16 protein-coding genes are annotated in these 14,580 nt (G+C 33.6%); 7 read left to right on the forward strand and 9 right to left on the reverse strand.

The window, feature by feature from the left end:
• Positions 1 to 11: 11 nt before the first annotated feature.
• From DVK85_RS12875 to guaA, 5 genes are all read right to left on the reverse strand, one after another.
• Positions 12 to 257, reverse strand: coding sequence for a DUF3820 family protein (locus DVK85_RS12875; protein ID WP_394338156.1), 246 nt, complete (start codon positions 255 to 257; stop codon positions 12 to 14).
• Between the two features lie 3 nt (positions 258 to 260).
• Positions 261 to 659, reverse strand: a complete 399-nt coding sequence (locus DVK85_RS12880; RefSeq protein ID WP_114678832.1) for an OsmC family protein — start codon at positions 657 to 659, stop codon at positions 261 to 263.
• Between the two features lie 3 nt (positions 660 to 662).
• Positions 663 to 2,639, reverse strand: coding sequence for a LysM peptidoglycan-binding domain-containing protein (locus DVK85_RS12885; RefSeq protein ID WP_114678833.1), 1,977 nt, complete (start codon positions 2,637 to 2,639; stop codon positions 663 to 665).
• 134 nt (positions 2,640 to 2,773) lie between these two features.
• Positions 2,774 to 3,589 carry a LysM peptidoglycan-binding domain-containing protein gene (locus DVK85_RS12890; RefSeq protein WP_114678834.1) on the reverse strand — a complete coding sequence of 272 codons (816 nt, stop codon included), beginning with the start codon at positions 3,587 to 3,589 and terminating at the stop codon, positions 2,774 to 2,776.
• Between the two features lie 208 nt (positions 3,590 to 3,797).
• On the reverse strand, positions 3,798 to 5,327 hold the full coding sequence (gene guaA / locus DVK85_RS12895; RefSeq protein WP_114678835.1) for a glutamine-hydrolyzing GMP synthase: 1,530 nt from the start codon (positions 5,325 to 5,327) through the stop codon (positions 3,798 to 3,800).
• A 156-nt stretch (positions 5,328 to 5,483) separates the two neighbouring features.
• On the opposite strand from guaA, the gene DVK85_RS12900 reads away from it, so the two are divergent.
• The 7 genes from DVK85_RS12900 to DVK85_RS12925 all read left to right on the forward strand — a co-directional run bounded on the left by DVK85_RS12900 (position 5,484) and on the right by DVK85_RS12925 (position 10,644).
• Complete coding sequence (locus DVK85_RS12900; RefSeq protein WP_114678836.1) at positions 5,484 to 6,161, forward strand: DUF4919 domain-containing protein; 678 nt, start codon at positions 5,484 to 5,486, stop codon at positions 6,159 to 6,161.
• Positions 6,162 to 6,325: 164 nt separating this feature from the next.
• A complete protein-coding gene (locus tag DVK85_RS12905) occupies positions 6,326 to 7,339 on the forward strand; it encodes a DHH family phosphoesterase (RefSeq protein ID WP_114678837.1) in 1,014 nt (337 codons plus the stop codon).
• 3 nt (positions 7,340 to 7,342) lie between these two features.
• Positions 7,343 to 7,906, forward strand: a complete 564-nt coding sequence (gldI, locus tag DVK85_RS12910; RefSeq protein WP_114678838.1) for a gliding motility-associated peptidyl-prolyl isomerase GldI — start codon at positions 7,343 to 7,345, stop codon at positions 7,904 to 7,906.
• A 13-nt stretch (positions 7,907 to 7,919) separates the two neighbouring features.
• Entirely contained in the window at positions 7,920 to 9,029 is a 1,110-nt protein-coding gene (locus DVK85_RS12915) for a peptidylprolyl isomerase (RefSeq protein WP_205431330.1), read from the forward strand.
• Between the two features lie 106 nt (positions 9,030 to 9,135).
• Positions 9,136 to 9,645, forward strand: coding sequence for a hypothetical protein (locus tag DVK85_RS13605; protein ID WP_205431328.1), 510 nt, complete (start codon positions 9,136 to 9,138; stop codon positions 9,643 to 9,645).
• A gap of 40 nt (positions 9,646 to 9,685) precedes the next feature.
• Positions 9,686 to 9,985, forward strand: a complete 300-nt coding sequence (locus tag DVK85_RS13610; protein WP_205431326.1) for a helix-turn-helix domain-containing protein — start codon at positions 9,686 to 9,688, stop codon at positions 9,983 to 9,985.
• Positions 9,986 to 10,092: 107 nt separating this feature from the next.
• Positions 10,093 to 10,644 (forward strand): carboxymuconolactone decarboxylase family protein, encoded by a 552-nt coding sequence (locus DVK85_RS12925; RefSeq protein ID WP_114678840.1) that lies wholly within the window; start codon positions 10,093 to 10,095, stop codon positions 10,642 to 10,644.
• A gap of 82 nt (positions 10,645 to 10,726) precedes the next feature.
• Here DVK85_RS12925 and DVK85_RS12930 read toward each other — a convergent pair whose 3' ends face one another.
• The 4 genes from DVK85_RS12930 to DVK85_RS12945 all read right to left on the reverse strand — a co-directional run bounded on the left by DVK85_RS12930 (position 10,727) and on the right by DVK85_RS12945 (position 14,474).
• Positions 10,727 to 11,962: a T9SS type A sorting domain-containing protein gene (locus DVK85_RS12930; protein ID WP_162845313.1), complete on the reverse strand. Its 1,236-nt coding sequence runs from the start codon at positions 11,960 to 11,962 to the stop codon at positions 10,727 to 10,729.
• A gap of 107 nt (positions 11,963 to 12,069) precedes the next feature.
• Positions 12,070 to 12,507: a hypothetical protein gene (locus DVK85_RS12935; protein WP_114678842.1), complete on the reverse strand. Its 438-nt coding sequence runs from the start codon at positions 12,505 to 12,507 to the stop codon at positions 12,070 to 12,072.
• Positions 12,508 to 12,512: 5 nt separating this feature from the next.
• Positions 12,513 to 13,250, reverse strand: coding sequence for a YqjF family protein (locus DVK85_RS12940; RefSeq protein WP_114678843.1), 738 nt, complete (start codon positions 13,248 to 13,250; stop codon positions 12,513 to 12,515).
• 45 nt (positions 13,251 to 13,295) lie between these two features.
• Complete coding sequence (locus DVK85_RS12945; RefSeq protein ID WP_114678844.1) at positions 13,296 to 14,474, reverse strand: AIR synthase related protein; 1,179 nt, start codon at positions 14,472 to 14,474, stop codon at positions 13,296 to 13,298.
• Positions 14,475 to 14,580: the final 106 nt, after the last annotated feature.

Below are 14,580 nucleotides of genomic sequence, written 5' to 3' on the forward strand. Positions count from 1 at the left end.
GTTACACTAATTTATGGTTTATTATATTGTGCTTTAATATTTCGCACTATATTTTCTAGTCCGTTAACTTTTAGCTCGTATACTAATTGTAACTGCTGCCCTAACTGTCCTTTAGGGAAACCCTTGTTACTATACCATACTACATAATATTCAGGCAAATCTATAAGGTAACGCCCTTCATATTTACCAAAAGGCATTTTAGTATGCGCTAGTTTTATTAAAAATTCTTTTTGTTGCTTAGTAGAGATCGGTTCCAAATATTACCAATTAAAAGTTACATCTTTTTCAATATCTGGGTGCAAGCTTTTATGTACTGGGCAAGTTAAAGCAGTTCTTTCTAATATTGTTCTTGCTTTTTCATCAGCATCAGATTTCATAGTAAATACTACTTCTATTTTAGATATTCTACGAGGTTCTGATTGCATATATTTTGTAACCTCAGCTATAGAGCCTTCTATATTAACACTCATATCGCCGGCTTTTATCCCCATAACGGTAAGCATACAACTTGCCAGCCCGTTAGCTACAGTATCGGTAGGTGAAAAGGCTTCGCCTTTACCATTATTATCTAATGGGGCGTCTGATAGTATTTCATTACCTGATTGTAGGTGTACAGATGATGTTCTTAAATTGCCAAGATAGGTTACTTTTGATGTCATAATTTATTCTCCTTGTTTTAATATAGGTAATGTAGTATAGGGGTTTATAGGTTTTGCACCAGCTTGTTTTATGGTAAAATTGTCGTCAAACTGCATGATATATATACCTGTATTGCGGTAACCTCCATTTTCTAATTTATATGAAAATTTATTATCTACTTGTTCTGTTGTTACAGTATCCATTACCGTCGCAAACAACTCTGGCTGAAACAGTCGTAATATAATATCGAAAGTCACATCAAAACCTCTTGTTGCAAACTGATTTGGCACATAGCCATTTTTCTCCTTAAATTTTTTCACAAACAATTGCTCTTGCTCTGTTTTGCTATCATTTGTTACAGAAGGATATATCATTTTTAAATCAGTAAGCCTACTAATTGGTATTTCGGCATTTTCAAATATTTCATTATTTTCTGGCACTGCAAGCTGTATAGCATATTCAGGAAGCAAATCGGCAAGTAATTTTGTGACATTTATAGCCATAGCAGTACGCTCTGTTTCTAGTAGTACATAATTTGTTGTACCTTTTATCATCATTGCTTTTAATACCGCCACATCAATCTTTCCTTCGGCGTTAAGAGCAACCATTTTTACTGTTGGATATTTTTCTCTCAGATATTGTCTAGAACTTGCTTTTTTGGCATCTGTAATGGCTAATATATTCCCTCCTTGCGCAGTAAGATAATCTAATAATGCTTTTTTAGCGTCATTAGGAGATGGTATAGACTGAAAAAGATTAGGGTATTGCTTACTATACTCTTTAGACAGTGGCGATATTACAGGTACATTACCTAATATAGATGCTGCTGTTTCTACATTATTAGGAAAAAAAGGACCTATTACCACATCAGTATTATAAAGACTGCTTTTTATAGCTGCAATATCTGATGTATTTCTTGTTTCTTTTGCGTCTAATATTTTTACTCTTAATGGTAGTCCTAATGCTTCTGCAGAGTCTATAGCCACAAGTGCTCCCGCATAAAAATCGAGGGTTATATTAAGGAATTTATCGTTTCTAAGTAATTGCGCTCTTACTGTATCAGTCTCTACTCTTTCAAGATTAAAAGGTATTAGTAAGGCTATTTCTTTAGGCATAGACCTAACTAATGTTGTTTTTAAGTCAATGACTTTTATATCTGTTATTACTATTGTATCGTTTACCGTTTTAGCTTTAGGTAGTTTTAACTCCATACCTTCTTTAAGCCCTTCTTTTGCATCAGGGTTAAGCGCTATTATCTCCTCTTCGGTAAGACCTGTTTTCTTACCAAGGTTATAAAATGTTTCTTTTGGTCTTACAATATATGTCATGTAGTTAGGGTCTGAGACTATAGTGGTAATAACCGTTTGATTGTTTACTATTTTTTTATTTACCAGTTTTAGCTCATAACCTAGCGGCAATAAATCTTTTACCTCTGGGTTTAACTCTTCAAGCAGTTGTAGTGTCATACCAAAATCACGTGCTATAGAGTATTTTGTTTCTCCTACAACAACAGTATGATATATATAAGCATCAACATTCTCTTTAGCATCAACTTTTTCTACTTTTTTAACCTGTGCAGCAACAGTACTACCTTTTATAGGGATAACTATTTCTTGCCCTATTTGTAAATCATCTATACTTGTATGAGGGTTTGCTTTTTCAATATCAACAACAGCTACATTATATTTTTTTGAAAGGCTATAAAATGTTTCTGATGGTTGTAATACATGAATTGTATTTACCACTTTTGTTGGTTGTTCTTTTGGCAAAACTGGTGGCACTACAGCTCCTTGTGTAGGTATAAGCAAAACCATATTATCTTTAACACCATTTTTAGCATCAGGGTTTAACCTGTGTATATCATAAGGTGTAACTTTATATTTTTTTGCAATGTCTCTTACTGTTTCCCCTTTAGTTACAGTGTGTTTTTTATACTCCTGAGAAAAAGCTACTGTTGAGAAAAGTAGTAATGCTAAAAATAAAACTAACCTTGTTTTCATTGTATCTATATAAAAAATTAAGCCGTTACAAAGTTAACTTTTGTAACGACTTAATAATAAACTTTAATCTTATATTATGAAATTATATTGCCTTTTAATAGCAAATAGTTCTTCTAAACAGAGTTTAATAGTACCTAATCATGTTGTCCTGGCATAATACTAAGTTTTTGCCCTGCCTGAAGACCATGTCTTAGTTTTCGCTTATTATACTCGGTAATCTCCTCTATAGTCGTGTTATACTGCCTAGAAAGCCCTATTAATGTTTCGCCCGATTTTACTTCATGAACTATAACTCCATCTAGCGTTTCTGGTGTTGGTCCTGCAGGTATAGTAAGCTCTTGCCCTATTTTTAATCCATTTCGTAGCTTTGCTTCATTAGCATTCATTATTGCAGTTATAGTTGTATTATAACGCCTACCAAGACTTGTTAATGTTTCGCCAGAAACTACTTGGTGCTTAACTTCAAACACTCCATTTTCAGGCAATGCAACAGGCTTATAGGGCACAACTACAGGCGCAACTTCAACTAAAGTTTCTTCAACACCTATTTGTGCTATCTCATCATCTATGACCTCATCAACTACAACTAAAGTATCCTTTTCTACTGGTAAAACCATAGGTTGTGACTGTTGTACAACTGCCCTTTTACTTTTTACAGATTGTTTAGTCTTTTTTGAACCTTTGGTAGACATACTTCTACCTATAGGAATTCTCAAAAAAACTCCAGGCGCTATACCTTCAACCGCATCAGGATTTAATTCATATATATCAGATGGGCGTATAACATACCTTCTAGCAATCAATGCTACAGTTTCACCTAAGGTAACTCTGTGATTAATCACTTCTTCTGTTTCTTGCTTTTCAGATACAACTGTATGCGATTCTTGTGCAAAAGCACCATTACTGAACATTAAACCAAAGGCCAATAATGCAACCAGATTCTTTTTCATTATAATTAATTACAATTACCGTTAAAAATTGATACAAATATTTATTCTCTTCAACTTTTTACGGTAGGGTTTAAAACTTAATATATTTTTATCTAATCATGGGGTAACAAATATATTCTTTGCAATTTTAATGAAAATAAACAAGGAATAATACGATATCAATATATTTTATCATTAAATAATTGGCATACTTATATAAAATGAGTTATTATTCCCATTCAATAGTAGCAGGTGGTTTAGAACTAATATCATATACCACTCTATTAACACCTTTTACTTTATTAATTATTTCATTTGATATCTTCATAAGAAAATCGTAAGGTAAGTGTACCCAGTCCGCCGTCATACCATCAGTAGACTCTACTGCTCTAAGTGCTACTACTTTTTCATAGGTTCGCTCGTCTCCCATTACCCCAACGCTGTTTACAGGAAGTAATATTGCACCTGCCTGCCATACTTGGTTGTAAAGTCCGTGCGATTTCAGTCCTTCAATAAATATTGCATCTACTTCTTGTAAAATACGTACTTTTTCGGGAGTGATGTCTCCTAATATTCTTATAGATAACCCTGGTCCAGGAAAAGGATGTCTACCCAGCAGTTCAGGGTCTATACCTAGTGATGCTCCTACACGACGTACTTCATCTTTAAAAAGCATACGTAACGGTTCTACAACCTGTAGTTTCATAAAATCAGGCAAACCACCCACGTTATGGTGTGATTTTATAGTTGCCGATGGTCCTTTTACAGAAACCGACTCAATGACATCTGGGTATATAGTACCTTGCGCTAACCATTTTACATCAGTAAGTTGGTGCGCTTCATCATCAAACACCTCTATAAAAACACGACCTATAATTTTACGTTTTGTTTCAGGGTCGTCAACTCCTGCTAATTGCGACAAGAAACGGTCAGATGCATCGACACCTTTCACATTCAAGCCCATATCTTTATACTGGTGCAATACGCTTTCAAATTCGTTTTTGCGCAGTAATCCGTTATTTACAAAAATACAATATAAATTAGCCCCTATTGCTTTGTGTAGCAATACTGCTGCCACGGTAGAATCTACTCCGCCCGAAAGCCCAAGTACTACTTTATCATTTTGTATTTTACCTTTTAATTCCTGTACAATATCTTCTACAAAAGTGTCTGGGGTAAAGTTTTGAGGTACTTCGGCTATATTTACAAGGAAGTTCTCTAGTATTTGCTTACCATCTGTAGAGTGATACACCTCTGGGTGAAACTGTATAGCATAGGTATCTTCGCCATCTATTCTATAAGCAGCATTCTCTACATCTTTAGTACTTGCAAGTTTTATCCCATTCGTGGGTAGTTGTTTAATGGTATCGCTATGACTCATCCATACTTGACTACCTGCCTGCACACCATCAAGAAAAGGTTCTTGTTCTTTTAGGTACGAAAGGTTAGCACGCCCATACTCACGTGTGTTACTAGGTGCTACTTCTCCGCCATGAAAATGAGCTAGATATTGCGCTCCATAACAAACTGCAAGTAATGGTAGTTTTCCTCGAATTTCTGAAAGGTCAGGATGCGGTGCATCTTCTGCTCTTACAGAGAAAGGACTACCCGAAAGTATTACAGCTTTGTAGGTGGATAAATCAGTTGGAGGGTTATTATAAGGGAAAATTTCGCAAAAGATATTTAACTCGCGAACCCTTCGCGCAATAAGTTGTGTGTATTGCGATCCGAAATCTAAAATTAGTACGTTGTGTTGCATGCGCAAAAATAGCTATAAAATTGGTAAATGAAAATGTCACTTCGTTTTTTTATTTACATCATTCTATGATTTTAACAACTTTAAAAATTGACTAAAGGAGTTTTATATAATACATATAGTTTTTTTAGTATCTTTAAATCTATAACATTCAACGTCATGAAAAAATATACTATAGCACTACTACTCTTTACTTTTTGTACTTGTATCTATGCACAAACGCAAGAGTTTTTCCCTCCAGATTACAGCAAAATCGAGAAGAATGTAAAAGACAAAAAATCTACACTATACTTCGATACTCTTTTTAACCGTTACACTCAAGCTGATAGCACCATGACGCTTGAAGAAAAAAGACATTTATATTATGGCTATTCTTTTCAGGATGAATACTCCCCCTATGGTAGAGCTGAAGAAGAGAATAAACTGCGTGAACTGTTACAAAAAGAAAATGCCGATAAAAAAGACCTCGAAAAAATTATTGAATATACCGACGCTATTTTAAAACAATATCCTTTTAGTATACGAATGAAAGAATATCGTATTTACTCTTTTCGTGAGCTAGGAAAAATAGCCGAAGTAGAGAAAGAAAACATACAAGCCGAAATTATTATAGATGCTATACTAAGTAGTGGGGATGGTACTAAAAAAGAAACTTGTTTTTATGTTATTAACACATCAAATGAATATGAATTATTGAATTTACTTGGTTTTGATTTTGGCGGAAAGCAATCACTTATAGATGGTGGCTATGACTACCTAACACTAGCCAAAAATTCATACCAGTTAGAAGGTTTTTACTTTGACGTTTCGCGATGCTTAGAGTCGTTAAAATTTTAATACATAAAAATACTTTAAATTAATACTTGTAATAACTTTAAGGCTAAATATGTAAAACAATACTACTACTATATATACTATAAAGGCTACATAAAACGTTTGCTTTTTGCTGTCTTTTGCTATACTCGCATTGAGCATATAGGAAAAAGGTGTAAATTCGCAAAATGATGATAAAAGAAGATATAGAGGCGATTAAAGCATTACTAGCCTCTCCTAAAAAAATTGTAATAACCATGCACCGCAACCCTGACGGTGATGCAATGGGCTCTACGTTAGGATTATACCATTTTTTAAAACAAAAAGGGCATCAGCCTACCGTTATAGCTCCCAATGAGTTTCCTGATTTCTTACAATGGTTACCAGGATCGGAAAATGTAATTGTTTTTGAAAGAGAAAATGATACTGCGGTAAAAATACTAGATGAAGCCGAAATAATTTTTACACTCGATTTTAATACCCTTGGTCGTACAGGTGATTCTATGCAAAAAGTATTAGAAAAACTAGACAAGACCTATATAATGATAGACCATCATCAAAAACCTGATGATTATGCTCAATATATATTCTCTGATACTAGCTATGGCTCTACCTGCGAAATGATATATCATTTCATGCATAGTTTGGGCGAAGGCAATACTTTAAATAAAACTATTGCAACCTGCTTATATACGGGTATTGTTACCGATTCTGGCTCATTTCGATACCCATCTACTACAGGAACTACACACCGTGTAGTTGCCGATTTTATAGACTTAGGAATAGACAATAGTAAAATTCACAGTTTATTATTTGATAACAATTCGGCAAATAGAATACATATTTTGGCAAGGGCTTTGCAGAACATGACTGTATTGCCAGAGCATAAAACATCATATAGTTATCTTAGCCAAGAAGAATTATCTAGCCTAGGAAATACTAAAGGTGATACAGAGGGTATTGTAAACTATGGCCTTAGTATAAAAAATATTATGTTTACTGCTTTCTTTACCGAAAATAAAGATGAAGGTATTGTAAAAATATCTTTCCGATCTAAAGAAGGCTTCGATGTAAATCAATATGCTCGTGAGCATTTTAGTGGCGGAGGGCATATTAATGCAGCAGGTGGTAAATCGACTGAATTACTCGAAGCTACTATCCAAAAATTTATTGCTACTTTAGCAAACATAAAAATTGATTGAGAGATGAGGAAGGTTTTTTTAACAGCTCTATTTTTAATGGGCATAGTACTTACAGGATGCTCACAACAACAGCAAGCCAGACGACCAGTGTCTAGAACTTCGGGTTCTGCATTTATAGATAAATCTGTAGAGCGTAATAGAAAACTTATTGCTGAAGAAGAAGCTATTATTGACTCTATTATTAAAAGCAATCCGCATATTGATTATATTGCTTCAGATAAAGGTTATTGGTATCACTATGAAGTAAAAAACACGCAAGATACTGTTACACCAAAAAGAGGTGATGTTGCTTTTTTTAATTATGATGTTAAAGACCTTAATGGCAATACTATATATAGCGAAGCAGAATTGCGTCCGCAAACCTATTATGTAGATAAAGAGAATATAATGATGGGACTTCGTAGCGGTATTAAACTAATGAGAGAAGGCGAAAAGGTTACTTTTCTATTCCCTTCTAATATGGGGTATGGTTATCATGGTGATAATAACAAAATTGGTGTAAACCAGCCTTTAGTATGTACCGTTACTCTTAGTGATATAAAACCTGAAACTGAAGTAAAAGAATAATAACTAACTATAAATGAAACCAATGACAAGTCTTTTTTTAAGTGTATTTGCCCTTTTATTTTCGTGTAAAAACACTGGAGATACACAATCTTACGGAAAACTAGAAGATGGTATGTATGCCAAAATAGAAACGAATAAAGGAAATATATTATTAGTATTAGAGTTTGAAAAAACACCTCTTACAGTAGCCAACTTTGTGAGTCTTGCTGAAGGAGATAATGACATGGTTAGCGAAGATTTGAAAGACAAACCTTTCTATGATGGGCTTAAATTTCACCGTGTTATTAAAGATTTTATGATACAAACTGGCGACCCAAAAGGAGATGGTTCTGGCGGACCTGGATATAAATTTCCTGATGAAATAACCGATTTAAAACACGATAAAGGAGGCATCTTATCTATGGCTAATGCAGGATCTGGTACTAATGGTAGTCAATTTTTTATAACTCATAAAGCAACTCCTCACCTTGACGGAAAACATACTGTATTTGGACATGTAATAGAAGGTATGGATGTAGTAAACCTAATAGAGCAAGACGATATAATAAAATCTGTTAAGATAATTCGTGTAGGACGCGATGCTAAAAAATTTAAAGCTGCAAAAATATTTAAAAACACTCTAGAGGATGCTATAAAGGCACAAAAAGAAGAAGAAGAAGCTGCTAACAAAGTAAAAGCAGAGAAAGCTGCCTATTTTGCGAAACTAAAAGAAAGTGGTACTACTACAAGCTCTGGTTTAACGTATGTTATTATAGAAAAGGGTAACGGACAAAAACCAAACATTGGTACTACAGTAGATCTTGATTATTCAGGATTTCTTGAAAATGGTTTCTTATTCGATTCAAGTATTGCAGAGGTTGCCAAAAAATTTGGTAATTATATTCCACAAAAAGATGCCGCTGGTGCTTATAAGCCAATACCTTTTAAGGTAGGTACAAAATCAGGTATGATACCTGGTTTTATAGAAGGTATAGAGCAAATGGGACTAGGCGATAAAGCAATTATATTTATACCTGCTCATTTAGGATATGGCGAAAGAGGTAACCCTAGGGGTAAAATACCAGGAAATGCTACTATAGTATTTGAGCTTGAAATGATGGAAAGCACACCTGCTACTAATTAATATTGCTTTATTAAAATTACAACAAAAAGGGTTTAGTATTAAACCCTTTTTGTTGTTTAAGTAATTACAGTACTAGCAACATAATATCTTTTTAAAGATTTATAGTATGGATTTAGTTTTTAAAGATGGTAAAACCAATGCTCATTTTCAAATTATATGTGAAAATGAAGATTTTGATAGGCTATATTTTACACGTAATAAAGAAGATAAATTACTTACCATTGCTTGGAATAGAGGAAAAACACAAAAAATAACTATTGATGAAATAGTATATAATTTTCCTGTAAATGCTATTCTGCCATTAATGACTAACCAAAGTTTTAGGTTTGAAGATTCAGAAACAATTGTTGCTTGGCAATTTAATAGAGATTTCTATTGTATAATAGATCATGATCAAGAAATAAGTTGTGTGGGTTTTTTATTTTATGGATCATCCGAAACCATGTTTATACTACCTAATGAAAAGGAAACCGAAAAAATAACGGCATTACTACATGTTTTTAAAGATGAGTTTGAAACTGATGATACAATACAAGGCGAAATGCTCCGCCTGCTATTAGCAAGACTAATTATAACCGTTACACGACTGGCAAAACAACAATATATAGCCCCGTGAAGATGGTAGTAAGTTTAGCTTATACCGTGAGTATAATATAATGGTAGAAAATAATTATCGTAAGCATCATGAAGTGCAGTATTATGCCTCGGCACTCAATAAATCGCCAAAAACACTAGCTAATGTATTTGCATTGTATGGTAAAAAGACACCTTTACAAATTATTCAAGAGCGAGTAGTAAACGAAGCAAAACGACTATTATATTATACTGACAAATCTATAAAAGAAATTGCAGTCGAAACAGGTTTTGAAGACACTTCACATTTTAGTCGTTTTTTTAAAAAACAGACCTCTTTTACCCCTACTGAGTTTAAAAACAGCATAAAAAAGGTAGAATAAGGAAGAATTGACCACACGTCGGGAACTTTATCTATTTCTCAAGATTACTATCTGTCGCATCTTTGTACTGTCAATAACGACAAACAAAAAATTTAAGATAAAGTAATATGAAAAATTTCACAGTTCCTACAAGAGAAGAAGTTTCTGAAAATAATCAAGCAATTTTCGATAACCTAAAAAAAGGTATTGGTATGGTACCTAACCTTTATGCATACTTTACTAAAAGTGAAACAGCATTAGGAGACTACCTTGCACTACAAAACAGAAAAACATCTTTAAGACCAAAAGAAAAAGAAGTTGTAAACCTTGTAGTAAGCCAAGTTAATACTTGTGACTATTGTCTTGCTGCTCATACTGCCATTGGAAAAATGAATGGCTTTACTGATGAACAAATACTAGAAATAAGAAAAGGAAGTGCTAGCTTTGATAGTAAAATAGATGCATTGGCTAAATTTACTAAAGAGATTACTGTAAATAGAGGTAAAGCATCAGTAGCAACTACCGAGGCACTACTTGTAGCAGGCTATACCGAAACTAGTCTTGTAGATATTATTTTACTAATAGGCGATAAAACAGTATCTAACTTTATTTATGGTGCTGCTCAGTTCCCTGTCGATTTTCCTGCTGCCCCAGCATTATATGGTGTAGAGGCTGTATAATAAATGATGTAAGAAAGCATAAATATAAAAAAGGGTGTTATTAATAACACCCTTTTTTATATTTATTGTATTTTAATGTTATTTACTGCCTTACAATCTTTATTGTTTTAAAAGAATTATTATAATCTATCTTTAAAAAATAAGCTCCTTTAGATAAATCTGAAACAGAAATAGTATTGTTTAAAACATTATCAAAATGTTTAATTTCTTGTCCTAATACGGTATAAATAGAAACGTTAAACGTTTTATTTTCTAATCCTTTAATATAAATATTACCCGTAGTAGGGTTTGGGTATAGCATTACTGCATTTATGCTTTCATTCTGTAAGCTTAAAAAATTTATATTAATCATTTTTGTAAACTCATGAACTCTTCCGCATTTATTGATCGTTAAAACAACTTCAAAATCACCATTTTCATTATAAGTATGAACTGGATTATCATTTATCGAATTATTTTCGTCTCCAAAATCCCAAGTGATATCGTCTGAGGTATGAGGGTAAGTAAATGTTACTTCGTTATCATTTACAGTATAATTAAAGTTTGCTACATAATCCCAATCATCTATAGCATCAAAAACTATTGTTTTAGCTGCCAACCTTATAGTATTTGCAACATCATCAGACAAATCTGAATTCCATGTAATCAATGCTGGATCTTTTTTATAAATTATAGTATAAAACGCACAAGCGGCAGCATAAGTACCTGCTAATGAAGGATGAGACCCATCTCCCGAATATAAATTAATTTCAGGACTATTAGTGCGTAAATAACGCCATACAGCACCCGCTGGGGCTACTTCTGCATTGTTTTGTTCTGCCATATAAATATAAGAAGCCCTAAGTGCATCATCCATACCTTCATAGGTACAAACCCATGGAGCAAACTCACAATTATTTGCATCTCCATTTTCTCTCCCCCAAGTCATATAGAACAAAGGTTGTGAGCATGCATTATTAGCTCTAATAGCATTACTTAGCTGCTCTGCATAAGGGTAAAGCTCTACTTCCATTTGCGCCTGTCCCCAAGAAGGTTCTTGGCTTTGCGCTTGTAACGCTACAAAATCCCATTCATCTGCATTTATTTTATTTAAAGTTGTTGTATTAGCAGCATGGTTTATAAGCCGTTGTCCCCCTGGAGTGTTCGAATCATAAATAAGAACATCTCCTGTATTAATCGCCATATTGCTTACCATTAAAGGCAAATTATTAACAGCTGTATAGCTATTACCTATAAATAAAACTTTTTTTGATAATTGACCAAATGATGTAACACTAACCCCTAAAATTAGGGTTAGCGAAAGTAATTTCTTTTTCATTTTTTGGTCTAAAAATAGATAAAAAATAAACATATCTCAAAAAAAACACATTTATTTTAAACTATATATAAAATTAAAAATTATAAAAGATCTTATATCTTTAACTATTATCCTTTAAAGTACCATTCAAATTCATCTTGATTACTAATTACTGCACCAAGCTCTACTCTTACAACTTCGCCAAACTCTACCACAAAAATAATCCAGTTATCCTCATTAAAATAATTATCTAACGAGTCGAAAACTTCATTTTCAAAGCCCTTAATCTTATTCTCTTTAAGTTTCGGTTGTATTGTTTCCCATTCTTGACCAATACATGGCATAGAAAAAATTTCTAATTCAGGGTGCGAAGCTATAATATACCCCAATCTAAAAAGTTCATCTTCATAAAACGTAAGGCGTAGTTTTTTATCGTTATATAAATAGATAATGTTCTTGTCATCATCTTTATACTTTTTGTCTGGTTTTCCGTATAATGCTTCAACATTTTTTGGTAACATTCCAAACTCCAGTTCAGCTATTCCTCTTTTTAAATTTATTTTCATAATTATTAGTTTTTTATTTTAGATCCTTGCTTTACTATTATTTCAGACCCTTCGGCTAAATATACTGAGATAGGTTTTGCTTCTTGTAAAAAAGAAAAATCATTACCATATACTTTAGCAAAGTTAACATTTACTTCGTAGTCTTTTACAGGATATATTTGCCAACGCGGATGAGCTACTTCATACTCTGATGTTACCTCATCATTCACTTTGGTATAGCCCCAAAAATGCTCCGTAATAAACTCTTCTTCACTATCAGGGGTTATATCTATAGGAGTTTTATCCGTTATAGTTTTAATTATATTCAGTTGTTCTTTCATCCATTTATATTCTACAACTAAGTCATCTCCCTCTTCTTGCCATGTATGCCAAGTAGGTAAAGTTTCATAATTTTCTTTGTATAATAAATTGGCAACCATAGTAAGCGCAGGACGGGGCACTATTTCCTTAATAAACACTACTCCCCTTTTATAATTCTCTTTATCGCCATGGCGTACATAAAAGCGTAAATTAATTTCCTCAAAATTAACGTGAAGAGGAATACGTATACCCATCATTTTAGTGTCTATAAACATAAACCCAACAAGACTGACATAGCAAGTGCCGTTCCAAGTATCCAGTTCGGTATGTTTAGGCAAATAAGGTTTCAACACTTCAGGGTCAACTGCATAATTAACCATTATCAGTTTGCGCCATTCGGCACTTAGAAAAGTACGTTTTTTAGTCGCTATATTTTGTTGCATAATGTAATAGTATAAAAAAATCCGCTATAAAAGCGGATTTGAATTTTAATAAGTGAAAGTGCCATAGTCACTTTTTATAGTAAGCTGTTTTGATTCAGAAGCTTCTAACCTCCCCACAATCTTAGCATCTACATTAAAAGATTTCGAAATGGCTATAATATCCTGTGCAATGTTTTCGGGTACATATAACTCCATACGGTGACCGCAGTTAAATACCTGATACATTTCTTTCCAGTCGGTATTACTTTGTTCTTGTATTAGTTTAAACAATGGCGGAACAGGGAAAAGGTTGTCTTTTATTACGTGTACATTATCTACAAAGTGAAGTACTTTCGTCTGTGCTCCTCCACTGCAATGTACCATACCATGTATATTGTTTGGTGTATATTTTTCTAGTATTTTTTTAATAATAGGTGCATAGGTACGTGTTGGCGAAAGCACCAGTTTACCTGCATCTATAGGGCTATCTGCTACTTCATCAGTTAGTTTTACATTACCCGAATATACCAACTCATCAGGTACAGCAGCATCAAAACTTTCAGGATATTTCTCTGCAAGGTATTTACTAAATACATCATGACGTGCCGAAGTTAATCCGTTACTACCCATTCCGCCATTATAACCTTTCTCATAAGTTGCCTGCCCAAATGATTCTAAACCTACAATTACATCGCCTGCCTTAATGTTAGCATTATCTACAACATCGCTACGCTTTATACGTGTCGTAACGGTAGAATCTACAATTATAGTACGTACCAAATCGCCTACATCGGCAGTCTCGCCACCTGTAGCATGTATAGTAACACCAAAGTTTTTCAATTCTTCTATAAGTTCTTCCGTACCATTGATAATTGCTGATATTACCTCGCCTGGAACAAGATTTTTATTTCTACCAATAGTAGAAGATAGCATAATATTATCGGTAGCACCTACACAAAGTAGGTCGTCTATATTCATTATCAATGCATCTTGTGCTATGCCTTTCCATACCGATATATCGCCTGTTTCTTTCCAGTACATATACGCCAATGACGATTTTGTCCCTGCGCCATCGGCGTGCATAATAAGGCAATAATCCTCATCGTTGGTTAAATAATCTGGAACAATTTTACAAAAGGCTTTAGGGAATAATCCTTTATCAATATTCTTAATGGCATTGTGCACATCTTCCTTAGAGGCAGAAACTCCTCTTTGGCTGTAGCGTTTACTTGTATCAGAACTCATGTAGTGTAGTTTGTGTTGTAAAGCGCAAAGATAATGCTAATGCTTTAATGTAACAATTTTATAATGTAGCAATTGTAATTCGATTTTTTGTAGTTTTACTTTAACA

The sequence above is a fragment of the Flavobacterium arcticum genome, from assembly GCF_003344925.1.
Lineage (GTDB): Bacteria > Bacteroidota > Bacteroidia > Flavobacteriales > Flavobacteriaceae > Flavobacterium > Flavobacterium arcticum.